Source organism: Geodermatophilus sp. SYSU D00697 (assembly GCF_054050175.1).
The window spans coordinates 1-21,146 of the sequence record NZ_JBJGYV010000051.1 but is presented as its reverse complement, the minus strand read 5'-3'; the positions used below and the strand labels follow the sequence as shown (position 1 = coordinate 21,146).

The window sequence follows — 21,146 nt, the reverse complement described above, 5'->3', positions numbered from 1 at the left end:
CCGCCGCGCGCCCCCCCCCCCCCCCCCCCCCCCCCCCCCCCCCCCCCCCCCCCCCCCCCCCCCCCCCCCGGCCGCCGCCCCCCCCCCCCCCCCCCCGGCCGTGGCCCCCCGGTGCGGTGGACCTGCTGGCCTGCCCGGTGTGCGGGGCCCCGCTGGCGGCGTTGCCGGCGGCCACCGGCCTGCGCTGTCCGGCCGGTCACTCCTTCGACCGCGCGCGGCAGGGGCACGTCACCCTGCTGCCCCCGGGGCACGTGCCGCCGTCGGGGGACACGGCGGAGATGGTTGCCGACCGGGTGGCCTTCCTGGCCGCCGGTCACTACCGGGGGATCACCCGCGCCCTCGAGGACGCCGTGGTCGCGGAGGGGCTCCCGCCCGGCGCCCTGCTCGACCTCGGCGGCGGCACCGGGCACCACCTCGCCGGCGTCCTCGACCGGCTGCCCGACGCGGTGGGCGTCGTCCTGGACTCCTCGCGGTACGCCGCCCGCCGCGCGGCCGGGGCGCACGCGCGGGCGCTGGCGGTGGTCGCCGACGCCTGGGCGCGGCTGCCGGTGCGGGACGCCGCCCTCGACCGGGTGCTGGTCGTCTTCGCGCCGCGCAACGGCCCGGAGATCGCGCGCGTGCTGCGGCCCGGCGGCCGGCTCGTCGTCGTCACCCCCGCCGCCGACCACCTCGCCGAACTGGTCGGCCCGCTGGGCCTGCTCCGCGTCGACCCGGACAAGGGACGCCGGCTGGCGGCCACCCTGGAGCCGCACCTGCGGGCCGGCGCGGCCACCGGGCACCGCGAGGTCCTGCACCTGGACCGGACGGCGGTGCGCACCCTCGTGGGCATGGGCCCCCACGCGCGGCACCTGAGCGCGGACGCGCTGGCCGCGGCGGTCGCGCGGTTGCCCGAGCGCTCGCCGGTGACCGTGTCGGTCGACGTCACCACCTGGGCCCGCGGGGGGTGACCCGTGGGGTCGGTCACGGTCGGGTCACGGTCGGGTCACGGCGGTGCGGCCCTGACCGGCGCGCCTGCCCCCGTCGGCGGGAGGTGTCAGACAGGCACCGCATATGCTGCGACGGTGACGATCGCACCGGCGCCGATCGTGAGCCGGCCGAGCCCGGCTCACGAGGTCGAGAAGGGCTCGCGGCTCTCGAACCTGCTGCGGACCACCGACCACAAGACCATCGGCCTCATGTACCTGGCCACCTCGTTCGCATGGTTCATGCTCGGCGGGCTGATGGCCCTGCTGATGCGTGGCGAGCTGGCCCGGCCGGGGCTGCAGTACCTCTCGCCCGAGCAGTACAACCAGCTGCTCACCATGCACGGCACGGTGATGCTGCTGTTCTTCGCGACGCCGCTGTTCTTCGCGTTCGCGAACCTGATCATGCCGCTGCAGATCGGTGCTCCCGACGTCGCGTTCCCGCGGCTGAACTCCTTCTCCTACTGGCTGTTCCTGTTCGGCAGCACCATCGCCGTCTCGGGCTTCCTGACCCCGGGTGGGGCGGCCGACTTCGGCTGGTTCGCCTACACGCCGCTGTCCGACGTCACCAACAGCCCCGGCGCCGGGGCCGACCTGTGGATCGCCGGCCTGGCCGTCTCCGGCCTGGGCACGATCCTCGGTGGCGTCAACTTCATCGCGACCATCGTCTGCCTGCGCGCGCCGGGCATGACGCTGTTCCGGATGCCGATCTTCACCTGGAACGCGCTGGTCACCAGTGTGCTGATCCTGCTGGCCTTCCCGATCCTCACCGCGGCGCTGTTCGCCCTGCTGGCCGACCGGCAGCTGGGTGCGCTGGTGTACTCCGAGGAGAACGGGGGGCCGATGCTGTGGCAGCACCTGTTCTGGTTCTTCGGCCACCCCGAGGTCTACATCATCGCGCTGCCGTTCTTCGGCATCGTCACCGAGATCATCCCGGTGTTCAGTCGCAAGCCGCTGTTCGGCTACAAGGGCATGGTCTTCGCCACGCTGGCCATCGGTGGCCTGTCGCTGACGGTCTGGGCGCACCACATGTACGCCACCGGCGCGGTGCTGCTGCCCTTCTTCGCCTTCCTGACCTACCTGATCGCCGTGCCGACCGGCATCAAGTTCTTCAACTGGATCGGCACCATGTGGCGGGGGCAGCTGACCTTCGAGTCGCCGATGCTGTTCTCGATCGGCTTCATGGTCACCTTCCTGCTCGGTGGCCTGACCGGCGTCCTGCTGGCGTCCCCGCCGCTGGACTGGCACGTGTCCGACAGCTACTTCGTCGTGGCGCACTTCCACTACGTCGTCTTCGGCACCGTCGTGTTCGCCGCGTACGCCGGGATCTACTTCTGGTTCCCGAAGATGTGCGGCCGCATGATGGACGAGCGGCTGGGCAAGCTGCACTTCTGGCTGACCTTCATCGGCTTCCACGGCACGTTCCTGGTCCAGCACTGGCTGGGCAACGAGGGCATGCCGCGCCGGTACGCGAACTACCTGCCCACCGACGGGTTCACCACGCTGAACACGGTCTCGACGATCTTCTCGTTCGTGCTCGGCGCCTCGACGATCCCGTTCCTCTACAACGTCTACAAGTCCTGGCGGTTCGGGGCGCTGGCGCTGCGCGACGACCCCTGGGGCCACGGCAACTCGCTGGAGTGGGCGACCTCCTCGCCCCCGCCGCGGCACAACTTCCTGGAGATCCCGAAGATCCGCTCCGAGCGGCCGGCGTTCGAGGCGCACTACCCGCACCTCATCGACCGCCTGGAGCGGGAGAAGCACGTCGGCGGCCGGCACAAGCCCTACGCCGGCGTCAGCGAGATCGGGCTCACCAGCGGCGAGCGCCAGGGCTCGCGCGACCCCGACCCGACCTGATGGCGGGCCCCCTGCAGGGGGGTCGGTCCAGCTCGTTCCCAGCGACACCCCGTCGGCCCGGCCGGCGGGGTGTCGCCGCGTGTGCGGCACGATGAGGCCGTGCCGCTCGAGCCCGCGCCCCGCACGCCGCCGGACCCCTGCCCGGAGACGCCCCGGGCCCTGCTGACCGTCACCGGCGTGGACCGGCCCGGCGTGACCGCGCGGCTGTTCTCGGCGCTGGCCGAGGCCGGGGACGGGCGGCGGGCCATCGAGGTGGTCGACGTGGAGCAGGTCGTCGTCCACGGCCAGCTGGTCCTCGGCGTGGAGGTCACCGCGGTGCGGCTGGACGGCGGGCCGCCGGTCGACGAGAGCGCCTTCCTGTCCCGCCTGGCGCGACTGGCTGCGGAGGTCGCCGACGCCACCGGCATGCAGGTGCAGGTCGACTCGGTCGGCGAGGAGAAGCGGCCGAGCGGGCGCGCGCACCACGTCATCGTGCTGGGCCGCCCGGTGCCTCCCGCCGCGGTGGCCGGGGCCGCCTCGGCCGTGGCGGGCATCGGCGGCAACATCGACGCCATCCGCCGGCTGTCGGACTACCCGGTCCTGAGCTTCGAGCTGACCGTCTCCGGCGCCGAGGCCACCGAGCTGCGCACCGCGCTGGCCTCCGTCGCGGCCCGCACGGGGGCCGACATCGCCGTCGAGCAGGTGGGCCTGACCCGGCGCAGCAAGCGCCTCATCGTCCTGGACGTCGACTCCACGCTGGTCCGCGGTGAGGTGATCGACGAGCTGGCCGCCCGCGCCGGCCGCGCCGCCGAGGTCGCGCGGATCACCGCCGCGGCCATGAACGGCGAGCTGGACTTCGCCGAGTCCCTCCGCGCCCGCGTCGCCGCCCTCGCCGGACTGCCCGTCGAGGTGCTCGACGAGGTGCGCGCGGCCCTGGTGCTCACGCCGGGGGCGCGCACGCTGATCCGGACGCTCAAGCGGCTGGGTTTCCGCTGCGGCATCGTCAGCGGCGGCTTCACCCAGATCACCGACCCGCTGGCCGAGGAGCTGGGCCTGGACTTCGCGGCGGCCAACACCCTCGAGGTGGCCGACGGCAAGCTCACCGGCGGGCTGGTGGGGGAGATCGTCGACCGCGCCGGCAAGGCGCGGGCGCTGGCCCGGTTCGCCGACGAGTACGGCATCCCGCTGGACCAGACGGTGGCCGTCGGCGACGGCGCCAACGACCTCGACATGCTCAACGCCGCAGGGCTGGGCATCGCCTTCAACGCCAAGCCCTACGTCCGCGAGCAGGCGCACACCGCGCTCAACCAGCCCTACCTCGACGCCGTCCTGCAGGTCCTCGGCTTCACCCGCGACGAGGTCCTCGACGCGACGTGACGGTCGGCTCCTGCGGGGTTCCCCCCGCTCCTGCGGTGGTGCAGCGCCTCAGGAGCGGACGGAACACCGCGGGAGGCCTTCCCTCAGCCGGGCCGGTGGACGGCGCCCTCGAGTTCCACCCCCGCCGTCCGCAGTTGCTCCAGTGCGGCCTCGACGGTGGCGTCGCTGACGCCGGCGGTGAGGGGGAGCAGCACCCGGGTGGCGAAGCCCTCGCGGACGGCGTCGAGCGCGGTGGCGCGGACGCAGTGGTCGGTGGCGATGCCGACGACGTCCACCGCGTCCACCCCGTGCCCGCGCAGCCACTCGGCCAGCGGCACGCCCTCGGAGCTGCCCTCGAACCCGGAGTAGGCGGCGGAGTGGTGGCCCTTGTCGAAGACCGCCTCGATCGGGTCCCGGTCCAGCCGCGGGTGCAGCTCCACCCCGTCGGTGCCGGCCACGCAGTGCGCCGGCCAGGTCTCGACGAAGTCCGGCTCCTCGTGGAAGTGGTCCCCGGGGTCGATGTGGTGGTCCCGGGTGGCGACGACGTGGGCGTAGTCGCCGGCGTGCGCCCGGACGTGCGCGCTGATCGCGTCGGCGACCGCCGAGCCACCGGCGACGGCGAGGCTGCCGCCCTCGCAGAAGTCGTTCTGCACGTCGACCACGACGAGTGCGCGGGTCATCGCGGACCTCCTCAGGCCGTCACGGTCTCGATGGCGCAGTCCCCGCGGGAGAGCGCCCACGCCTCGGCCGGCAGCGCCGCGCGCGCCCGCTCGTGGTGGGCCCGCGCCTCGGCCAGCGCCTCGCTCGGTGTGGCGGGGTTCAGCACCGCGCCGCCCTTCACCAGCGGGCCGACGAGGTCGCGGTCGCCGTCCTGCGGGGCGACCGGCGCGCTGCTGATGACCTCCGCCGTCGCCGTCCCGGAGGCGTCGTGCCGGCGGACGGCGTGCTTGCGGCCGCCGACGGAGTTCTTGCCCTCCGACCTCTTGGCGACCGGGACCCCGTCGCGCTCCACCAGCTTGTAGACCATCCCGGCCGTGGGGGCACCCGAGCCGGTGACCAGGGAGGTGCCCACGCCGTACCCGTCGACCGGCGCGGCCATGAGCCCGGAGATGGCGAACTCGTCGAGGTCGCTGGTGACGATGATCCGGGTCGAGGTCGCGCCGAGGGAGTCGAGCAGCTCACGGGCGTGCGTGGCCAGCGTGGGCAGGTCGCCGGAGTCCAGCCGGATCGCGCCGAGCCCGGGGCCCGCGACCTCGACCGCCGTCCGGATGCCCTGGTCCACGTCGTAGGTGTCGACCAGCAGCGTCGTCCCGACGCCGAGGGCGGCCACCTGGGCGCGGAAGGCCGAGGCCTCGTCGTCGTGCAGCAGCGTGAACGCGTGCGCGCTGGTGCCGGTCGTGGGGATGCCGTAACGCCGGCCGGCCTCGAGGTTGGACGTCGAGGCGAAGCCGACCAGGTGGGCCGCGCGCGCGGCGGCGACGGCGGCCTCCTCGTGCGTGCGGCGCGAGCCCATCTCGATGCATGGCCGCTCGCAGGCGGCGGCCACCATGCGGGCGGCGGCCGAGGCGATCGCGCTGTCGTGGTTGAGGATCGACAGGATCAGCGTCTCGAGCAGCACCCCCTCGGCGAACGACGCCCGGACGGTGAGCACGGGGGAGCCGGGGAAGAACAGCTCGCCCTCGGTGTACCCGTCGACGTCGCCGCTGAAGGTGAAGTCGGCCAGCCAGTCCAGCAGCCGCGCGTCGGTGAGGCCCTGCTGGCGCAGCGACGCGAGGTCCTCGTCGGAGAAGCGGAACCCGGGGAGCTGCTCGAGCAGCCGCCCGGTGCCGGCCACCACCCCGTAGCGGCGCCCGTGCGGCAGACGGCGGGCGAACACCTCGAAGACGCAGTCGCGGTCGGCGGTGCCGTCGGCGAGCGCGGCGGCGACCATCGTCAACTCGTACCGGTCGGTGAGCAGGGCTGGACCCGTCGACATGGCCCCGGAGCCTAGGCGGCTGCGGCGGTGGCGACCCGTCGAGCTCCGGCGTCCTAAGGTGAGGGGGTGGCCGGACCGCTCGCGCCGACACGGACGCCCGAAGAGACCGTCGAGGAGCACGGTGACCTCGACCGACCGTGGGTGACCGTCGTCTGGAACGACCCGGTCAACCTCATGAGCTACGTGACCTACGTGCTGCAGGAGCTGTTCGGCTACGACGAGCCGACGGCGACGACGCTCATGCTGCAGGTGCACCACGAGGGCAAGGCGATCGTCAGCTCCGGCCCGCGCGAGCGCATGGAGCACGACACCAGCCGGCTGCACGCCTACGGGCTGTGGGCCAGCTTCCAGCGCGACTCGTGAGGGCGCTCGCGTGAGGCCGTTCCGCCGCAAGGGGGACGACGTGGTGGCCCGGCTCGAACCGGCCGAGGCCCACATCGTCGCGCTGCTGCTCGACCAGCTCGAGCAGCTGCTCACCGTCGATGCCGAGGACGTCAGCGGGGACCCGGTGATCGCCCGGCTCCTGCCCGAGGGACACCGCGGGGACCAGGAGCTGGCCGCCGACTACCGGGAGATGACCGAGTCGGCGCTGCGCGCGGGGAAGGCCGACGACCTCGCCATGGTCCGGGCCACCCTGCCGCCCGACGGCGGGGCCGTGCGGCTCGACGCCGACCAGGCGGCGGCGTGGCTGCGGACCAGCAACGACCTGCGCCTGGCCCTGGGCACCCGGCTGGGCGTGACCGAGGACACCGAGCCGCCGGAGGACCTCGGCGGTGAGGAGGGCCAGCAGCTGGCCGTCTACTACTGGCTCACCGGCCTGCAGGGGTCGCTCGTCGACGCACTCGTCGCCGGTCGCGCCGGCCGAAGGTGAGCAGGACCAGCGCCACGAGGAGCGCGTCCAACACGAACAGGACGTAGACCATCCCGTGCAGCTCCACGCCGCGGACCACCGCTCCGATGGTGGAGACCAGCAGCACCGCCGAGAGGGCGAAGACCAGCAGCACCACCAGCGAGCGCACGGTGACCAGCAGGACCAGGGAGGCCCGGTCGGCCCCGACGTCGCTGCTGTAGTGACCGCTGCGGCGGCGCAGCCCGCCGATCCCGAGCATCAGGGCCGGCGGCGCCATCAGCAGGACGCCGACGGCGATGAGCAGCGAGAGGACCACGAGAGGGCACCGTATCGGGCGGCCCGTCCGGGCAGCGCCCCGAGCCTGGTGACGTACTGGAACGGCCCCCTGCGGGGCCCGCCGCGGGCCCGCGAGCGGTTGGGGGCAGGGGGTCCTCGTAGACTGGGGTCGTGCTGCGCATCGACCGCGCGACCTACGACGCCATCGTGGCCCACGCCCGGGAGGACCACCCGGACGAGGCCTGTGGTGTCGTCGCCGGCCCCGAGGGCAGCGACCGGCCCGAGCGCTTCATCCCGATGCTCAACGCCGCGCGGTCGCCCACGTTCTACGAGTTCGACTCCGCCGACCTGCTCGCGCTCTACCGGGAGATGGACGACCGGGACGAGGAGCCGGTGGTGGTCTACCACTCGCACACCGCCACCGAGGCGTACCCGTCCCGCACCGACATCAGCTACGCGTCCGAGCCGAACGCGCACTACGTGCTGGTCTCCACGCGGCACCACGGCGCGCAGACCGGGCTGGCCGGTGACGAGGTGGAGTTCCGCAGCTTCCGCATCGTCGACGGCGAGGTCACCGAGGAGGACGTCGAGGTCGTCGAGTCCTACCTGTTCGGCCACTCGCCGACCACCGTCGTCTACGACTGAGAGAACACCCGTCCCCCCACGCCTCGCACGCTCGGCGCGGGACCCTGGACGGGGCCGGGCCGTGGGGACCGCCCCCAGGAATGCCCGGCGGTGACCGGGCGTTGCCCGTCCAGACGCACGGCTCGCTGCCGGTCAGCGGGCCCGCCACCCCCACACACCGAGGAGATCAGCACGCCATGGCCATCGAGGTCCGGATCCCGACCATCCTGCGCACCCACACGGGCGGCAACAAGACCGTCGAGGGCAACGGGGACACCCTGGCCGCTCTCGTCGACGACCTCGACGCCAGGCACCCGGGTCTGAAGAACCGCCTCGTCACCGAGGAGGGCAAGCTGCACCGGTTCGTCAACGTCTACGTCAACGACGAGGACGTCCGCTTCACCGGCGCGCTCGACACCCAGGTCAAGGACGGCGACTCGGTGACGATCCTCCCGGCGGTCGCGGGCGGCTGCTGAGCGCTCCGCTCGGCCCCCGCCCACCCGCCTCCCGGAAGAGCACTCCCATGGCCCGCTTCGCCTCCCTCGTCGACTCGCTCGGCAACACCCCCCTCGTGGGGCTGCCGAACCTGTCGCCGTCCCCTGACGTCCGGCTGTGGGCCAAGCTCGAGGACCACAACCCCACCGGGTCGATCAAGGACCGCGCGGCCATCTCGATGATCGAGGCGGCCGAGAAGGAGGGGAAGCTCAAGCCGGGCGACACCATCCTGGAGCCCACCAGCGGGAACACCGGGATCTCGCTGGCGATGGTGGCCCGGCAGCGCGGCTACCGGCTCATCTGCGTGATGCCGGAGAACACCTCCATCGAGCGGCGGCAGCTGCTGGAGATGTACGGCGCGCAGATCATCAGCTCGCCGGCGGCCGGCGGGTCCAACCAGGCCGTCGCCGTCGCCAAGGGGCTGGCCGCCGAGCACGACGACTGGGTGATGCTCTACCAGTACGGCAACCCGGCCAACGCCGAGGCGCACTACACCGGCACCGGCCCCGAGATCCTCGCCGACCTGCCCTCCATCACCCACTTCGTCGCGGGCCTGGGCACCACCGGCACGCTGATGGGGGTCTCCCGCTTCCTGCGGGAGAGGAAGCCCGAGGTGCGGGTCATCGCCGCCGAGCCGCGCTACGGCGAGCTGGTGTACGGGCTGCGCAACATCGACGAGGGGTTCGTCCCCGAGCTCTACGACCCGGCGCTGCTGGACTCCCGGTTCAGCGTCGGGCCGCAGGACGCCGTCCGCCGGACCCGTCAGCTGGTCGAGCAGGAGGGCATCTTCGCCGGGATCTCCACCGGCGCGATCCTGCACGCGGCGCTGGGCATCGCCGACAAGGAGGTGGCGGCCGGGCGCAAGGCCGACATCGTCTTCATCGTCTGCGACGGCGGCTGGAAGTACCTCTCGACCGGCGCCTACGCCGGCACCCTCGAGGAGGCGACCTCCGCGCTGGAGGGCCAGCTGTGGGCCTGAGCCGGGGCCTGCTCTGCCGCTGAGCCGGGTCCTGCTCTGCGCCCGAGCCGGGGCCTGCTCTGCCGCTGAGCCGGGGCCTGCTCTGCCGCTGAGCCGGGTCCTGCTCCGGGCGTGAGCCGCGTCTCGCGGCGGCGCCCGCTAGCCTCACCTGCGTGTTGAGGGCGGCTGCGTGAGGCTCACGATCGTCGGCTGCTCGGGCAGCGGGCCCGGGCCGGAGTCCCCCGCGTCGTGCTACCTCGTCGAGCACGACGGCTTCCGGCTGCTCCTCGACCTGGGGAACGGGTCCTTCGGCGCGCTGCAGGCCCTGGCCGACCCGGCCACCGTCGACGCGGTGTTCCTCTCCCACCTGCACGCCGACCACTGCCTCGACGTGGCCCCCTTCGTCGTCTGGCACCGCTACTCGGGCCGGTCCTCCCGGCAGCTGGTGCCGATGTACGCCCCGGTCGGTGCCGAGCGCCGGCTGGCGCTGGCCTACGACTCGGACGGCGAGGGCCTCACCGACGTCTTCGACTTCGTGCCGGTCGGCGCAGGAGACCTGGAGCTGGGGCCGTTCGAGGCGGCGCTCGCCCGTACCGCGCACCCGGTGGAGTGCTACGCGATCCGGCTCACCGCCGGCGGCCGGTCGCTGGTCTACACCGGGGACACCGGTGCCAGCACGGCCGTCGTCGACCTCGCCCGCGGTGCCGACGTCCTGCTGGCCGAGGCCGCCCACCCCGACGTCCCGGACCTCCCGCCGGCGCTGCACCTCACCGGCCGGGAGGCGGGAGAGCACGCCGCCGCCGCGGGGGTGGGCCGGCTGCTGCTGACGCACGTCCCCGCGTGGGTCGACCGCGAGGCCCAGCTGGCCTCGGCGCGGGAGGTCTTCCCGGCCGCCGAGCTGGTGGTCCCGGGCGCCACCTACGACGTCTAGGGCGCCGCGGGCTGGCGGCTCCGACCAGGTGACCTGGTCGGAGCCGGTCCTCCCACGCGGCAGACGATGGGGAGACGGCCCGGTCCCGGTCGGGTCCCGCTTGCCCGCGTCGGCGACGGCGGGCACGGTGGGCCGGGTGGTGGACGACGAACGGGACGGCGTGCGGCTGACCAGCCTGGACGCACCGCTGGGCGACGGGCTGGAGGTCACCAAGGGCGACCTCGTCGACCACCTCGACGCGTTCGCCGACCGCCTGGTGCCGCAGCTGGCCGGGCGGCCGCTGTCGGTGAAGCGGGTGCGCCCGGGCCAGGAACCCTTCATGCAGCGCAACGTGGCCAAGGGTGCTCCGGAGTGGGTGCGGACGGTCGCCGTCTGGTCCGCCGGCGCGCACCGCGAGGTGCACCAGGTGCTGTGCGACGACCGGCGGACGCTGCTGTGGCTGGCCAACCAGCGGGCGGTGGAGTTCCACGTGCCCTTCATCCGGGCCGACGACGTCGAGCCGACCGGCATCGTCCTCGACCTCGACCCGCCCGAGGGCGCGGGGTTCGACGTCGTGGTGCGCGCCGCCGAGCTGGTGCGCCGGGCCCTGGCCGACTCGGGGCTGGCCGGCGCGGTCAAGACCAGCGGCTCGAAGGGCGTGCACGTCGTCGTCCCGGTGCGGGGCGCTCGGGCGGACGACGCCGCCGCGGCGACCCGGGCGCTGGCGGTGCGTGCCGAGCGGCTCGACCCCGGGCTGGCGACCACCGCCTACATCAAGGCCGACCGCCACGACCGGGTCTTCCTGGACTCGACGCGGTCCTACTCGTCGACGATCGTGGCGGCCTACAGCCCGCGCATCCGACCCGGCCTGCCGGTGTCGGCCCCGGTCGCGTGGGAGGACCTGCCGTCGGTCGGTCCCGGCGACTTCACCGTGCGGACGGTCGCGGAGCGGCTGGGGGACGGCGACCGGTGGGCCGAGCTGCTGCCCGAGCCGCAGGAGCTCCCGGCCGACCTGGTGGCCGAGGGGCACACCATCCCGGTCGCCCGCGTGCAGGCCATGCACGAGGGCCGGCGGCGGGCGCGGGCCCGTCGCGCGGAGGACGGGGACTGACGGTTCCGCGGTCCCTCCACAGTCGGGCCGCCGTCCACAGCCGGACCCGCCGCGGCCCGCAGGGACACCGGCCGGCGTCGCACGCTGCCGGCATGACGATCGATCCGCAGACCACCGCCTGGCTCGACCAGGAGGACGCCCACCTCGCCGCGTTCATCCGGAGCCGCCGCTGGGCGGTCCAGTACGTCGGCGCGGGGGAGGAGCCCGACGAGCCCTCCTTCGGCTACACCATCGGCCTGTTCGGGCTCGGTCACCCCGAGCTGGTGGTGGTGGGCCTAGGCCCGGACGACACGCACGGCCTGCTCGACGAGGTCGCCGGGCTGGTGGCCGGGGGGCGTGACCTCGTCCCCGGCGAGTTCGTGTCCGGCGCGGGCCGGGCGGGGCAGCTGTACGCCGAGGTGTGCCCCAACCCCGGCGAGGTGCTGTTCTCCGCCAACCGCTTCTACCGGCGTCCGCCGGCGCACTCCGTCCCGGCCTACCAGCTCACCTGGCCGCACCGGGACGGCACGTTCCCGTGGGAGCCCGGGCACCCCTGCGGTGCCGCCTGCCAGCCCCGGCCCGGCAGGTGGCGGGCGTGAGCGGGTCCGCCCCGACCGGCGCTGGTCGCGCCGGGCGCGGCTCAGGCCAGGCCGAGGTCGCGGCGCAGCTTGGCCACGTGCCCGGTGGCCTTGACGTTGTAGGCGGCCTTCTCGATGCGGCCCTCGGCGTCGACGACGAAGGTCGAGCGGATCACGCCGATGACCTCCTTGCCGTAGAGCTTGCGCGGCCCGTACGCGCCATAGGCCTTGAGCACCTGCTTGTCCACGTCGGAGACCAGGGTGATGCCCAGGCTCTCCTTCTCGCGGAAGCGCAGCAGCTTGTCCGCGGGGTCCGGCGAGATGCCGATGATGTCCAGCCCGGCCTCGGCCAGCTCCCCGGCGGCGGCGGTGAAGTCGACCGCCTGGGTGGTGCAGCCCGGGGTCAGCGCGGCGGGGTAGCAGTAGACGATCACCCGGCGTCCCCGGTGGTCGGCCAGGGACACCGGGTTGCCGTCGGCGTCGGGCAGCGTGAACTCCGGCGCCGGGTCCCCGGGGGCCAGGCGGACGGGCGCAACGTCGGTGTCGGTCACCCCGTCATCCTGCCCTGTGTGGCCGACGCGTCTCCACGGGGAAGTCCCGGGGCGCACCGGGCTGCGGGACCGTCGGCGGGTCGTCGCCGCAGGTCGGCGCGGCGTGCCGGGGACGTGCCGCGCGTTCCGTCGTCGTCTAGAGTGCCCGCCCGGTGGGGCGCTCGTGGGCGACCACGCCCGGCGCCCCGGTCCCCGCAGCCTCTGGAGGAGATCCGACATGACCCGGTTCGTGCTGGTGCACGGGGCGTTCGGCGGCGCCTGGTGCTGGGAGCCGGTGGCCGCCGAGCTGCGGCAGCGCGGGCACGAGGTGGTGGCGGTCGACCTGCCCGGGTCCGGCGCCGACCGCACGCCCGTGGAGCAGGTGACCCTCGACGCCTACGCCGAGCGGGTGTGCGAGGCGCTGACGGCGGCACCGGAGCCGGCCGTGCTGGTGGGGCACAGCATGGGCGGGGTGGTCATCACCCAGGCGGCGTCCCGGTGCCCGCAGCAGGTCGGCCGGCTGGTGTACGTGGCCGCGTTCCTGCCGCGGGACGGGGAGAGCCTCAAGGGGCTCACCGAGCTGCCCGAGGGCGCCGGGGACGGCGTGCAGAGCAACATGACCGTGCACGGCGAGCCGCCCGTCGCCGAGATGTCCCGGGACGCGGCCCGCGAGGTCTTCTACGGGCACTGCACCGACGAGCAGGCGGGCTGGGCGCTGCAGCACCTCGGCCCCCAGCCGGTGCTCCCGTTCGTCACCCCGGTGACGCTCGACCCGGTCGCGGCCGACATCCCACGGCGGTACGTCCTCTGCACCGCCGACCGGGCCATCCCGCCGGCCCTGCAGCGCCGGATGGTCGCGGCCAGCCCCTGCGCGGAGGTCCTCGAGCTCGACGTCGACCACTCGCCCTGGCTGTCGGCGACCACGCCGCTGGTCGACTTCCTGGAGGCCTGAACCGGGGCTCCCTGGACCCGGGCCGGAGGGGCGCCAGACGGGGCCGGGGTCCGGTCACAGGGACCGGTTCCGGCCGCCGGCACGGTCAGCCGGCGAGGAACGACAGCCGCACGTGTCGCTGCGGGTTGTCGCTGTTGGTGTCGACCAGGCAGATCCGCTGCCAGGTGCCCAGCTGCATCCGGCCTTCCAGCACCGGCACGCTGGCGTGCGGCGGGACGAACGCGGGCAGCACGTGGTCGCGGCCGTGGCCGGGGCTGCCGTGCCGGTGCCGCCAGCGGTCGTCGCGGGGGAGCAGCTCGTCGAGCTGGGCGAGCAGGTCCTGCTCGCTGCCGGAGCCGGTCTCGATGATCGCCACCCCCGCCGTCGCGTGCGGCACGAACACGTGCAGCAGGCCGTCGGCCTCGGTCCGCACGAACTCGGTGCACTCGTCGGTGAGGTCGACGACGGCCGGCATCCCGCCGGTACGGACCGCTCGCAGCTCCGATCGCATGCCGGTGATCCTGCCGGGCCGGGGGAGCGCCCGCCCGCGGCGCACTACTGTCGGAGCACGTGACGGCGACACCGGGGAAGACCCGACCCGACGGCCGGGCGGCCGACCAGCTCCGCCCCGTGACGATCACCCGCAACTGGCTCGACCACGCCGAGGGCTCGGTCCTCGTCGAGTTCGGGCGCACCCGGGTGCTGTGCGCGGCGAGCGTGACCGAGGGGGTCCCGCGCTGGCGCAAGGGGTCGGGCCTGGGCTGGGTCACCGCGGAGTACTCGATGCTGCCGCGCGCCACCCACACCCGCAGCGACCGGGAGTCGGTGAAGGGGCGCATCGGCGGCCGCACCCACGAGATCAGCCGGCTGGTCGGGCGCTCGCTGCGGGCCTCGATCGACCTCGCCGCCCTGGGGGAGAACAGCATCGCGATCGACTGCGACGTCCTGCAGGCCGACGGCGGCACACGGACCGCGGCGATCACCGGCGCCTACGTGGCGCTGGCCGACGCCGTCTCGTGGCTGGCCGACCGCAGGAAGCTGGCGAAGAAGGACGCCATCGTGCAGTCGGTGGCCGCGGTCAGCGTCGGCGTCATCGACGGGCAGCCGCGGCTGGACCTCGCCTACGAGGAGGACGTCCGGGCCGGCACCGACATGAACGTGGTCTGCACCGCGGACGGGAGCTTCGTCGAGGTGCAGGGGACCGCCGAGAACGGCGTCTTCGACCGGGCGGCCCTCGACGCGCTGCTCGACCTCGCCGTCGCCGGCTGCGCCGAGCTGACCCGCATCCAGACCGCGGCGCTGCAGGGCGCCACCCGATGAGCACCCGGCTGCTGCTGGCCACCCGGAACCCGGGCAAGCTCGCCGAGCTGCAGCGGCTGCTGGAGACCGCCGTCCCCGGGGTGACCGTGGTCGGCCTACGCGACGTCGAGGACTACCCGGAGGCGCCCGAGACCGGTGCCACCTTCGCCGAGAACGCGCTGCTCAAGGCGCGAGAGGCGGTGCGTTACACCGGGCTGCCGGCGGTGGCCGACGACTCGGGCCTGACCGTCGACGCGCTCAACGGGATGCCGGGGGTGCTCAGCGCGCGCTGGTCGGGGCGGCACGGGGACGACGGGGCCAACACCGCGCTGCTGCTCGGCCAGCTGGCCGACGTGCCCGACGAGCGACGGGGCGCGGCGTTCGTCTGCGCCGCGGCCGTGGCGACCCCCGAGGGGGCCGAGCGGGTGCTGGAGCGGGCCTGGCGGGGGCGGGTCATCCGGGAGGGGCGCGGCACCAACGGCTTCGGCTACGACCCGGTGTTCGTCCCCGAGGGGCTCGACCTCACCGCGGCCGAGCTGGCCCCGCAGGAGAAGGACGCCCGCAGTCACCGAGGCCAGGCCTTCGCGGCACTGGTCCCGCTGGTCGCCGAGCTCCTCGGGCGCGCCTGAGCCGCCCCCTCCGGTCGTCGCTCACCGGGGAACCACCCACTCGACGGGCCACACCGTGGAGGACGCGGTCGGACGGGTGCGGATCAGCGCTCGGTCGGCGAGAAGCCCAGCCAGTCGAGCAGGTCGCCGTCCACCTCCGGGTCCCAGGCGCCGGGGTCGTCCGGGCTGAGCACCGTCCGGGCGCGCTCGAGCAGGCCGGTGGATCGGCCGGCGACGCGGCGGCGCGCGGACCGGGGGAGGGGCAGGCGGAGGGACTCGGGGCGCAGGAGGGTCACGCAGCGGACGTCGGCACGAGTCCGGCGGCCCCTGAGCCCCGGACCCGACCGGAGGACCCGATCGGGGGACAGGCGTCGCCCGGGCGGGATCCCCCGGAAGGCTAGCTGCGGCGGTTGACCACCACGAAGCTCGCGGCCCCGACCCCGACCTGGGCCGCCAGCAGCAGGGCGAGCACCACCTCCACGGCGGCCCCGAACCCGATCGCGATCGCCGCGGCGCCGGTGAGGGGCAGTGCGAGCAGACCGAGCACGGCCAGCGCGCGGGTGAGCACGGCGTCGTCGCGCTCGTCGCCGGTCCGGGTCCATGCCCGCTCCAGGGTCGTCGCCCGCCGCCTGGACACCCGCCACGCCATGACGGCCACGCCGACCAGCGCGACGGCGGCACCGCTCAGGAAGCCCTCACCCATGTTGCCCGGGCCGTGCTCGCGCAGCAGCAGCCCGGTGGCGGTCACCAGCGCCAGGACCGTGAGCCCGACGCCGAGCACGAGGGCCGTCTGCTTGCCGGTGTGCTGGTCAGTCGACATGGAAGATCTCCTCGACGGCGCGGTGGAAGTGGCGGGCGATGGCGATCGCCAGCGGGAGGGAGGGGTCGTAGCGGCCGGTCTCGATGGAGTTGACCGTCTGGCGGGAGACCTCCAGCGCCTCGGCCAGCTCCCGTTGGGAGAGCCCGGCGGCCAGCCGCAGCGCCCGGACGTCGTTCCGCACCGACCCCTCAGTTCGTCAAGCACCCTTGTCACGACAAGCGTGCTTGACACGGAGCGGCGTGTCAAGGGCCCTTGTCATCCGAGGCTGCTCGTGACGTCGGCCGGGATCCACCGCGTCGGCCGGTGAGCAGGGGCAGGCGTGGATGTGCGGGAGGGGGGAGTCGAACCCCCACGCCCGAAGGCACCAGATCCTAAGTCTGGCGTGGCTGCCGTTACACCACTCCCGCGTGGGCTGCCGAGTCTAGAGGCGCCGGCCGGAGGACCTCCGGGTCCCGGAGGGCGCGGCCCGCAGCCCCCGCGCTCCCGGGTCGCCCGTGCGGGTGTCCGTGTCGAGGGGAACGCGCTGGTTCGGACGACGTCTGGCAGGCTGTCGCCGTGCCTCGCGACCCTCGACAGATCCAGCTGGAGATCGACGCCGCCCGTGAGTCGCTCGCGGCCACCCTGGACCAGCTGGTCGCCCGGAGCAGCCCGCAGCGCCTGAAGGCCAAGGGGCAGGCCGCCGTCCAGTCCTTCCTGCAGACGCCGGCGGGCATGGCCACGGTGGGCGCGCTCGGCCTGCTCATGACCCTGGTCGTCGTCCAGAAGGTGCGGCACCGCAACGACTGACGTGCCCCGCCCGCGCCCCCACCCCGTGGGTCCGGGCCAGGAGTCGGTCTGGAGCTACCCCCGCCCGCCCTCGGCCGAGGTGACCGGGCGGCGGGTCGTCGTGGAGCTCGGCGGCCGGGTGCTGGCCGCCAGCGACCGCGCGGTGCGGGTGTGCGAGACCAGCCACCCGCCGGTCTACTACGTCCCGCGCGCGGACGTCGCCGACGGCGTCCTGCTCCCCGGGGCCGGAGCCTCGTGGTGCGAGTGGAAGGGCGCGGCCACCTACTGGGACGCCGTCGTCGACGGCCGCCGGGTGGCGGCCGTCGGCTGGTCGTACGAGGACCCCACCCCGCGGTACGCGCTCCTGCGCGGGGCCGTCGCCTTCTACCCGGGACGCGTCGACCGGGCCCTGGTCGACGGCGAGCTCGTCCGTCCCCAGCCCGGTGGCTTCTACGGCGGCTGGATCACCGCCGAGGTGGTCGGCCCCTTCAAGGGGGAGCCGGGCACACTCGGCTGGTGAGTCAGGACGCCGTCGGCCGCGCGTTCTCGATCAGCGGCAGGACGACCACCTCGAGCACGCGGTCGACGTAGTCGTCGTCCACGGGCTCGCCGGTGAGCAGCCAGCGCTGCACGATCAGCGCGCTCGTCGCCTCGGCGGTGACCGACTGTGCCAGGCCGGCGCGGACCTCGCCGCGGGCCTCCGCGCGGGCCCACATCTCCGCGTAGGCCTCCCGCCAGACGGCGAGCGGGCCGCTCCGGAATGCCTCGACCAGCGCCGGTTGGTACTGCATCGCGGGCAGCAGGGACCGGATGGCGGCCCCGGCGGGGCTCGCGATGGCCTCGGCCACCAGGTGCATCATCGCGCGGAGGTCGCCCGCGATGCTGCCGGTGTCCGGCGGGGCGGCGACGAACTGGTTGAGGTCGGAGATCGTGTCGACCACGAGGTCCTGCTTGGTCCGCCAGCGGCGGTAGATCGTGGCCTTCCCGACCCCGGCCTCCGAGGCGACGGCGTCCATCGTGAGCGCCCCGTACCCGACCTCGGCGAGCAGTCGCAGGATGGCCGCCCGGATCACCCCGTCCCGGCTCGGGTCACGGGGGCGGCCGCCACGGGTGGAGCGCGGCGGGTCAGTCATCTGGAGAGCGACCATGGGTTGACCTTAGACATTCAAGTTGATGACGACCGACAGGTGTGAAACGTGTGTGTTGTGTCTGGGGTTCCGTCCCGGGCGCCGGGGGCCAGCGCGCCTGTGCGTCGACCGCACCGCGCTCGGTCATCCTGCAGGGGTGGCGAGCACCCATCCCGGAGCCCGGCGCCGGGAGTACTGGCACGTCCCCGGTCACGCGAGCCGGGTCCTGCTGGGGACCGAGGACGCGCACCTGCTCGCCGAGGTGGCCCGCACCGCGCGCGGACTGGGGCTGTCGGTGTCCGCGGCGCCGGACCTCCTCGACCTCACCGACGAGGACGGTGAGCGCGGCATCGAGCGGCTGTTCCGCCGGCTCGCCCGGGAGCTGACCACCGCGGAGGCCGAGGGCGTGCGGGTGGTGACCGACCCGCCGGCCGAGCGGCCGGCGCTCACCGCCCGGCTGCTGACCGCGCCTCCCCTGGCGGTCGAACTGGCCCGCCGCGGGGTGACCGCGGACATCGGCCTGCTCGCCGAGGCCGAGCTGTGGTCGGCCTACCAGCCCATCGTCCGCCTGGGGGACCAGCGGGTGGTCGCCCACGAGGCGCTGCTGCGCGGCCTGGTCGACGGCCGGGAGGTCGGCGGCGGCGACCTGTTCTTCGTCGCGGAGTCCGCCGGCTGGCTGCCCCGGCTGGACCGCATCGGCCGCGAGACGGCGATCGCCGGTGCGGCGCCGTGGCTGGGGGACGCCGACCTGTTCGTCAACTCCCACCCGGCCTCGGTCCACCGGCCGGAGGTCTCGCTGGCCGGCACCGAGCAGGCGCTGGAGGACGCCGGCATCGACCCCGGGCGCCTGGTGGTCGAGGTCGGCGAGGTCTGGGCCGTCTCCGATCGCGGACACCTGTTCTCCGTGCTCGAGCACCACCGCTCGCGTGGCTGGCGGGTCGCCCTGGACGACGTCGCGGCCGGCTGGTCGAGCCGGGAGCTGCTGGCCGCCGTCCGGCCGGACGTGGTCAAGCTCGGCAAGGCGCTGGTCCAGGCCCTGCCCGACGACGGTGCCCGGACGATGGTGCGGTCGGTGGTGGACGTGGCCCACCGGCTCGGCGCGCTGGTCGTGGCCGAGGGGGTCGAGGACGAGCAGGTCGCCGAGGAGGTCGAACACCTCGGGGCCGACCTCGGGCAGGGCTGGCTGTTCGGCCGGCCGGTCACCCCACACTCGGCGTGAGGAGGGCCGGTCGCTCCGTGCGCCGCCGGGGCCACCCGGTGATCCTCGTGTGATCACGACGGCAGCGTGCGCGCGACGGCCCGCCCGCGCGCGGGCACGACGGCGCGTAACGAGGGGTCCGAAGGGCCCTGGCCCCCGGGCGCCGCGTCCGCGTGCCGTCGCTCCCGTCACACCACCGGAAGACGCCGCCGCCGGCGGTGCATGACGAGCGCGCCGGTCAGTGCAGGCCCCAGCCGGTCAGGGTGGGACGGCTGTGCTCGTGGCCGAGGACGCCGTAGGAGCCCGCCGGCAGCGCGAACAGCGCGCCGGCCGCCGGCTCCAGGCCGAGCCAGCGCGCGGTGAGGATCCGCAGGACGTGCCCGTGCGCGACCAGCATCACGTCGCCGTCACCCAGCAGTGGCCGGGCGCGGTCCAGCACCCGGTCCACCCGGACGCCGACGTCGGCCAGCGACTCCCCGGGGGTGTCCCCGGCGATCGTGCCGTCGACCCAGATCGACCACGTCCGGCCCAGCTCCTCGCTGATCGCCGCCGTCGTCCGGCCCTCGTAGCCGCCGTAGTCGAGCTCGACGAGGTCCTCGTCGGTGGCCGTCGGGGTGAGCCCGGCCAGCTCGGCGGTCCGCCGGGCCCGCAGCCGCGGGCTGACCCACACCGCGGAGAAGGTCCGGTCCCCGAAGGTGCCCGCCAGCCGGCGGGCCTGCTCCTCCCCCTCGGGCAGCAGGGGCAGGTCGGTCACGCTGGTGTGCTGGCCGCTGAGGCTCCACTCGGTCTGCCCGTGCCGGAGCACGACGATCTCGCCCATCGGGCCTCCTGACTGTCTGGCGGGTCACATCCTGGAAGAGCAACCCCCGCTGCGGCAGCTGTCGCGCACCGTGGCCCCGCGGCGTCCGCCGTGGGGTGTGCCGACTCCCCGGAGGGACCATGACCACGGTCGCGCCCGCTGACACCTTCGCCATCGGCGGAGACCTGACCGTCCACCGTCTCGGGTACGGCGCGATGCAGCTGCCCGGCCCGGGCGTCTGGGGTGAGGCGGCCGACCGCGCGGGCGCGCTGCGCGTCGTCCGCTCGGCCGTCGAGCAGGGCGTCGACTTCATCGACACCGCGGACTCCTACGGGCCCTTCGTCAGCGAGCAGGTCATCGCCGAGGCGCTGCACCCCTACCCGGAGGGGCTGGTCGTCGCGACCAAGGCCGGGCTGACCCGTCAGGGCCCCGGCATCTGGACGCCGGTCGGCCGCCCGGCCTACCTCAAGCAGCAGGTGGAGCTGTCCCTGCGGCACCTGCGGGTCGAGCGGATCGACCTCATCCAGCTGCACCGCATCGACCCGGAGGTGCCGCTCGCCGACCAGCTGGGCGCCTTCAAGGAGCTGCAGGACGAGGGCAAGGTCCGCCACATCGGCGTCTCGGAGGTCTCGGTGGCCGAGCTGGCGGCCGCCCGCGAGATCGTCGACGTGGTCACGGTGCAGAACCTCTACAACCTGACCAACCGGGGGTCCCGGGACGTCCTCGACTACGCCACCGAGCACGGGATCGGCTTCATCCCGTGGTTCCCCATCGCGACCGGGGACCTGGCCGCGCCCGACAGTCCGGTGGCCGACATCGCCCGCGAGCTCGACGCGACGCCGTCCCAGGTGGCGCTGGCCTGGCTGCTGCACAGCTCGCCGGTGGTCCTGCCCATCCCCGGCACCCGGTCCGTCGAGCACCTCACCGAGAACCTCGGCGCCGCCCGGCTGCGCCTCTCCGACGAGGACATGGCGCGCCTGGACGCGCTGGCCTGAACGCCGGGCCCGGCCCCGTCAGCGCCAGCGGCGCAGGCTGTCCAGCCGGAGACGGCGTCGGCGTGGCCGGTCCTCGGCCCGCCGCGCCGCCCGCACCGGGCGGGCGGTGACCGCGCGGCCGGCCGGGGCGGCCCCCGCGGGCGCCGGCGCGGGGGCCGGCGCCC

Annotated in this window: 28 protein-coding genes and 1 tRNA gene; 18 read left to right on the top strand and 11 right to left on the bottom strand. The window is 74.6% G+C overall.

Annotation, left to right across the window (positions count from 1 at the left end):
- The first annotated feature begins 116 nt into the window (after window positions 1-116).
- The 3 genes from ACI79C_RS24655 (at window position 117) to serB (ending at window position 4,175) form a co-directional block, all read left to right on the top strand.
- Window positions 117-947, top strand: coding sequence for a putative RNA methyltransferase (locus tag ACI79C_RS24655; protein WP_456948340.1), 831 nt, complete (start codon window positions 117-119; stop codon window positions 945-947).
- 114 nt (window positions 948-1,061) lie between these two features.
- Window positions 1,062-2,819 carry an aa3-type cytochrome oxidase subunit I gene (gene ctaD, locus ACI79C_RS24650; RefSeq protein ID WP_456948339.1) on the top strand — a complete coding sequence of 586 codons (1,758 nt, stop codon included), beginning with the start codon at window positions 1,062-1,064 and terminating at the stop codon, window positions 2,817-2,819.
- Window positions 2,820-2,918: 99 nt separating this feature from the next.
- Window positions 2,919-4,175: a phosphoserine phosphatase SerB gene (gene serB / locus ACI79C_RS24645; protein WP_456948338.1), complete on the top strand. Its 1,257-nt coding sequence runs from the start codon at window positions 2,919-2,921 to the stop codon at window positions 4,173-4,175.
- An 83-nt stretch (window positions 4,176-4,258) separates the two neighbouring features.
- Here serB and ACI79C_RS24640 read toward each other — a convergent pair whose 3' ends face one another.
- Together ACI79C_RS24640 and ACI79C_RS24635 are read right to left on the bottom strand one after the other, a co-directional pair.
- The gene (locus ACI79C_RS24640) at window positions 4,259-4,834 is read right to left on the bottom strand and encodes an isochorismatase family protein (protein ID WP_456948337.1); all 576 of its coding nucleotides are present in this window, start codon (window positions 4,832-4,834) and stop codon (window positions 4,259-4,261) included.
- A gap of 11 nt (window positions 4,835-4,845) precedes the next feature.
- Window positions 4,846-6,129: a nicotinate phosphoribosyltransferase gene (locus ACI79C_RS24635; protein ID WP_456948336.1), complete on the bottom strand. Its 1,284-nt coding sequence runs from the start codon at window positions 6,127-6,129 to the stop codon at window positions 4,846-4,848.
- 66 nt (window positions 6,130-6,195) lie between these two features.
- On the opposite strand from ACI79C_RS24635, the gene clpS reads away from it, so the two are divergent.
- The gene (clpS, locus tag ACI79C_RS24630; protein ID WP_456948335.1) at window positions 6,196-6,492 is read left to right on the top strand and encodes an ATP-dependent Clp protease adapter ClpS; all 297 of its coding nucleotides are present in this window, start codon (window positions 6,196-6,198) and stop codon (window positions 6,490-6,492) included.
- 10 nt (window positions 6,493-6,502) lie between these two features.
- On the top strand, window positions 6,503-7,000 hold the full coding sequence (locus ACI79C_RS24625) for a DUF2017 family protein (RefSeq protein ID WP_456948334.1): 498 nt from the start codon (window positions 6,503-6,505) through the stop codon (window positions 6,998-7,000).
- Here ACI79C_RS24625 and ACI79C_RS24620 read toward each other — a convergent pair.
- On the bottom strand, window positions 6,939-7,295 hold the full coding sequence (locus tag ACI79C_RS24620; RefSeq protein ID WP_456948333.1) for a hypothetical protein: 357 nt from the start codon (window positions 7,293-7,295) through the stop codon (window positions 6,939-6,941). The two genes, ACI79C_RS24625 and ACI79C_RS24620, sit on opposite strands and share 62 nt — an antisense overlap.
- 131 nt (window positions 7,296-7,426) lie before the next feature.
- Between ACI79C_RS24620 and ACI79C_RS24615 the strand changes: the two genes are divergently transcribed.
- From ACI79C_RS24615 to ACI79C_RS24590, 6 genes are all read left to right on the top strand, one after another.
- The gene (locus ACI79C_RS24615) at window positions 7,427-7,900 is read left to right on the top strand and encodes a Mov34/MPN/PAD-1 family protein (RefSeq protein ID WP_456948332.1); all 474 of its coding nucleotides are present in this window, start codon (window positions 7,427-7,429) and stop codon (window positions 7,898-7,900) included.
- A 176-nt stretch (window positions 7,901-8,076) separates the two neighbouring features.
- Window positions 8,077-8,355 (top strand): ubiquitin-like small modifier protein 1, encoded by a 279-nt coding sequence (locus ACI79C_RS24610; protein ID WP_456948331.1) that lies wholly within the window; start codon window positions 8,077-8,079, stop codon window positions 8,353-8,355.
- A 47-nt stretch (window positions 8,356-8,402) separates the two neighbouring features.
- Window positions 8,403-9,353, top strand: a complete 951-nt coding sequence (locus tag ACI79C_RS24605; protein ID WP_456948330.1) for a PLP-dependent cysteine synthase family protein — start codon at window positions 8,403-8,405, stop codon at window positions 9,351-9,353.
- Between the two features lie 169 nt (window positions 9,354-9,522).
- Window positions 9,523-10,263: an MBL fold metallo-hydrolase gene (locus ACI79C_RS24600; RefSeq protein ID WP_456948329.1), complete on the top strand. Its 741-nt coding sequence runs from the start codon at window positions 9,523-9,525 to the stop codon at window positions 10,261-10,263.
- Between the two features lie 136 nt (window positions 10,264-10,399).
- Window positions 10,400-11,353 carry a DNA polymerase domain-containing protein gene (locus ACI79C_RS24595; RefSeq protein ID WP_456948328.1) on the top strand — a complete coding sequence of 318 codons (954 nt, stop codon included), beginning with the start codon at window positions 10,400-10,402 and terminating at the stop codon, window positions 11,351-11,353.
- 92 nt (window positions 11,354-11,445) lie between these two features.
- Window positions 11,446-11,931 (top strand): DUF4262 domain-containing protein, encoded by a 486-nt coding sequence (locus tag ACI79C_RS24590; protein WP_456948327.1) that lies wholly within the window; start codon window positions 11,446-11,448, stop codon window positions 11,929-11,931.
- A 41-nt stretch (window positions 11,932-11,972) separates the two neighbouring features.
- Here the strand turns inward: ACI79C_RS24590 and bcp are convergent, their stop codons facing one another.
- Window positions 11,973-12,461 (bottom strand): thioredoxin-dependent thiol peroxidase, encoded by a 489-nt coding sequence (gene bcp, locus ACI79C_RS24585; protein ID WP_456948326.1) that lies wholly within the window; start codon window positions 12,459-12,461, stop codon window positions 11,973-11,975.
- A gap of 217 nt (window positions 12,462-12,678) precedes the next feature.
- Between bcp and ACI79C_RS24580 the strand changes: the two genes are divergently transcribed.
- Window positions 12,679-13,392, top strand: coding sequence for an alpha/beta fold hydrolase (locus tag ACI79C_RS24580; protein WP_456948325.1), 714 nt, complete (start codon window positions 12,679-12,681; stop codon window positions 13,390-13,392).
- 85 nt (window positions 13,393-13,477) lie between these two features.
- On the opposite strand, the gene ACI79C_RS24575 is transcribed toward ACI79C_RS24580, so the two are convergent.
- Window positions 13,478-13,882, bottom strand: a complete 405-nt coding sequence (locus ACI79C_RS24575) for a YjbQ family protein (protein WP_456948324.1) — start codon at window positions 13,880-13,882, stop codon at window positions 13,478-13,480.
- A gap of 59 nt (window positions 13,883-13,941) precedes the next feature.
- On the opposite strand from ACI79C_RS24575, the gene rph reads away from it, so the two are divergent.
- A complete protein-coding gene (gene rph, locus ACI79C_RS24570) occupies window positions 13,942-14,691 on the top strand; it encodes a ribonuclease PH (protein ID WP_456948323.1) in 750 nt (249 codons plus the stop codon).
- Window positions 14,688-15,299: an RdgB/HAM1 family non-canonical purine NTP pyrophosphatase gene (gene rdgB / locus ACI79C_RS24565; RefSeq protein WP_456948322.1), complete on the top strand. Its 612-nt coding sequence runs from the start codon at window positions 14,688-14,690 to the stop codon at window positions 15,297-15,299. The genes rph and rdgB overlap by 4 nt, the downstream gene beginning before the upstream one ends.
- An 83-nt stretch (window positions 15,300-15,382) precedes the next feature.
- Here rdgB and ACI79C_RS24560 read toward each other — a convergent pair whose 3' ends face one another.
- The 4 genes from ACI79C_RS24560 to ACI79C_RS24545 all read right to left on the bottom strand — a co-directional run bounded on the left by ACI79C_RS24560 (window position 15,383) and on the right by ACI79C_RS24545 (window position 16,505).
- Window positions 15,383-15,574 carry a hypothetical protein gene (locus tag ACI79C_RS24560; protein WP_456948321.1) on the bottom strand — a complete coding sequence of 64 codons (192 nt, stop codon included), beginning with the start codon at window positions 15,572-15,574 and terminating at the stop codon, window positions 15,383-15,385.
- 101 nt (window positions 15,575-15,675) lie between these two features.
- Window positions 15,676-16,098, bottom strand: coding sequence for a hypothetical protein (locus ACI79C_RS24555; RefSeq protein WP_456948320.1), 423 nt, complete (start codon window positions 16,096-16,098; stop codon window positions 15,676-15,678).
- Complete coding sequence (locus ACI79C_RS24550) at window positions 16,088-16,279, bottom strand: helix-turn-helix transcriptional regulator (RefSeq protein ID WP_456948319.1); 192 nt, start codon at window positions 16,277-16,279, stop codon at window positions 16,088-16,090. Before ACI79C_RS24550 ends, ACI79C_RS24555 begins: the two co-directional genes overlap by 11 nt.
- A 145-nt stretch (window positions 16,280-16,424) precedes the next feature.
- Window positions 16,425-16,505 (bottom strand) — tRNA-Leu (locus ACI79C_RS24545).
- A 148-nt stretch (window positions 16,506-16,653) separates the two neighbouring features.
- Here ACI79C_RS24545 and ACI79C_RS24540 point away from each other — a divergent pair.
- Both ACI79C_RS24540 and ACI79C_RS24535 read left to right on the top strand, forming a co-directional pair.
- A complete protein-coding gene (locus ACI79C_RS24540) occupies window positions 16,654-16,884 on the top strand; it encodes a DUF3618 domain-containing protein (protein ID WP_456948318.1) in 231 nt (76 codons plus the stop codon).
- A gap of 1 nt (window position 16,885) precedes the next feature.
- A complete protein-coding gene (locus tag ACI79C_RS24535; RefSeq protein ID WP_456948317.1) occupies window positions 16,886-17,383 on the top strand; it encodes a DUF427 domain-containing protein in 498 nt (165 codons plus the stop codon).
- Window position 17,384: 1 nt separating this feature from the next.
- Here the strand turns inward: ACI79C_RS24535 and ACI79C_RS24530 are convergent, their stop codons facing one another.
- Complete coding sequence (locus tag ACI79C_RS24530) at window positions 17,385-18,011, bottom strand: TetR/AcrR family transcriptional regulator (protein ID WP_456948316.1); 627 nt, start codon at window positions 18,009-18,011, stop codon at window positions 17,385-17,387.
- A gap of 136 nt (window positions 18,012-18,147) precedes the next feature.
- Here ACI79C_RS24530 and ACI79C_RS24525 point away from each other — a divergent pair, with 136 nt between their 5' ends.
- On the top strand, window positions 18,148-19,209 hold the full coding sequence (locus tag ACI79C_RS24525; RefSeq protein ID WP_456948315.1) for an EAL domain-containing protein: 1,062 nt from the start codon (window positions 18,148-18,150) through the stop codon (window positions 19,207-19,209).
- Between the two features lie 217 nt (window positions 19,210-19,426).
- Here ACI79C_RS24525 and ACI79C_RS24520 read toward each other — a convergent pair whose 3' ends face one another.
- On the bottom strand, window positions 19,427-20,008 hold the full coding sequence (locus ACI79C_RS24520; protein WP_456948314.1) for a histidine phosphatase family protein: 582 nt from the start codon (window positions 20,006-20,008) through the stop codon (window positions 19,427-19,429).
- A 119-nt stretch (window positions 20,009-20,127) separates the two neighbouring features.
- Between ACI79C_RS24520 and ACI79C_RS24515 the strand changes: the two genes are divergently transcribed.
- A complete protein-coding gene (locus tag ACI79C_RS24515) occupies window positions 20,128-20,982 on the top strand; it encodes an aldo/keto reductase (RefSeq protein WP_456948313.1) in 855 nt (284 codons plus the stop codon).
- The last annotated feature ends 164 nt before the right edge of the window (window positions 20,983-21,146 follow it).

What these genes read in the sequence shown, in the direction of transcription:
- ACI79C_RS24640 (WP_456948337.1), bottom strand. Translation starts at nt 4,834, where the DNA reads ATGACCCGCGCACTCGTCGTGGTCGACGTGCAGAACGACTTCTGCGAG.
- ACI79C_RS24635 (WP_456948336.1), bottom strand. Translation starts at nt 6,129, where the DNA reads ATGTCGACGGGTCCAGCCCTGCTCACCGACCGGTACGAGTTGACGATG.
- ACI79C_RS24610 (WP_456948331.1), top strand. Translation starts at nt 8,077, where the DNA reads ATGGCCATCGAGGTCCGGATCCCGACCATCCTGCGCACCCACACGGGC.
- ACI79C_RS24605 (WP_456948330.1), top strand. Translation starts at nt 8,403, where the DNA reads ATGGCCCGCTTCGCCTCCCTCGTCGACTCGCTCGGCAACACCCCCCTC.
- ACI79C_RS24590 (WP_456948327.1), top strand. Translation starts at nt 11,446, where the DNA reads ATGACGATCGATCCGCAGACCACCGCCTGGCTCGACCAGGAGGACGCC.
- ACI79C_RS24580 (WP_456948325.1), top strand. Translation starts at nt 12,679, where the DNA reads ATGACCCGGTTCGTGCTGGTGCACGGGGCGTTCGGCGGCGCCTGGTGC.
- ACI79C_RS24575 (WP_456948324.1), bottom strand. Translation starts at nt 13,882, where the DNA reads ATGCGATCGGAGCTGCGAGCGGTCCGTACCGGCGGGATGCCGGCCGTC.
- rdgB (WP_456948322.1), top strand. Translation starts at nt 14,688, where the DNA reads ATGAGCACCCGGCTGCTGCTGGCCACCCGGAACCCGGGCAAGCTCGCC.
- ACI79C_RS24555 (WP_456948320.1), bottom strand. Translation starts at nt 16,098, where the DNA reads ATGTCGACTGACCAGCACACCGGCAAGCAGACGGCCCTCGTGCTCGGC.
- ACI79C_RS24530 (WP_456948316.1), bottom strand. Translation starts at nt 18,011, where the DNA reads ATGGTCGCTCTCCAGATGACTGACCCGCCGCGCTCCACCCGTGGCGGC.
- ACI79C_RS24520 (WP_456948314.1), bottom strand. Translation starts at nt 20,008, where the DNA reads ATGGGCGAGATCGTCGTGCTCCGGCACGGGCAGACCGAGTGGAGCCTC.
- ACI79C_RS24515 (WP_456948313.1), top strand. Translation starts at nt 20,128, where the DNA reads ATGACCACGGTCGCGCCCGCTGACACCTTCGCCATCGGCGGAGACCTG.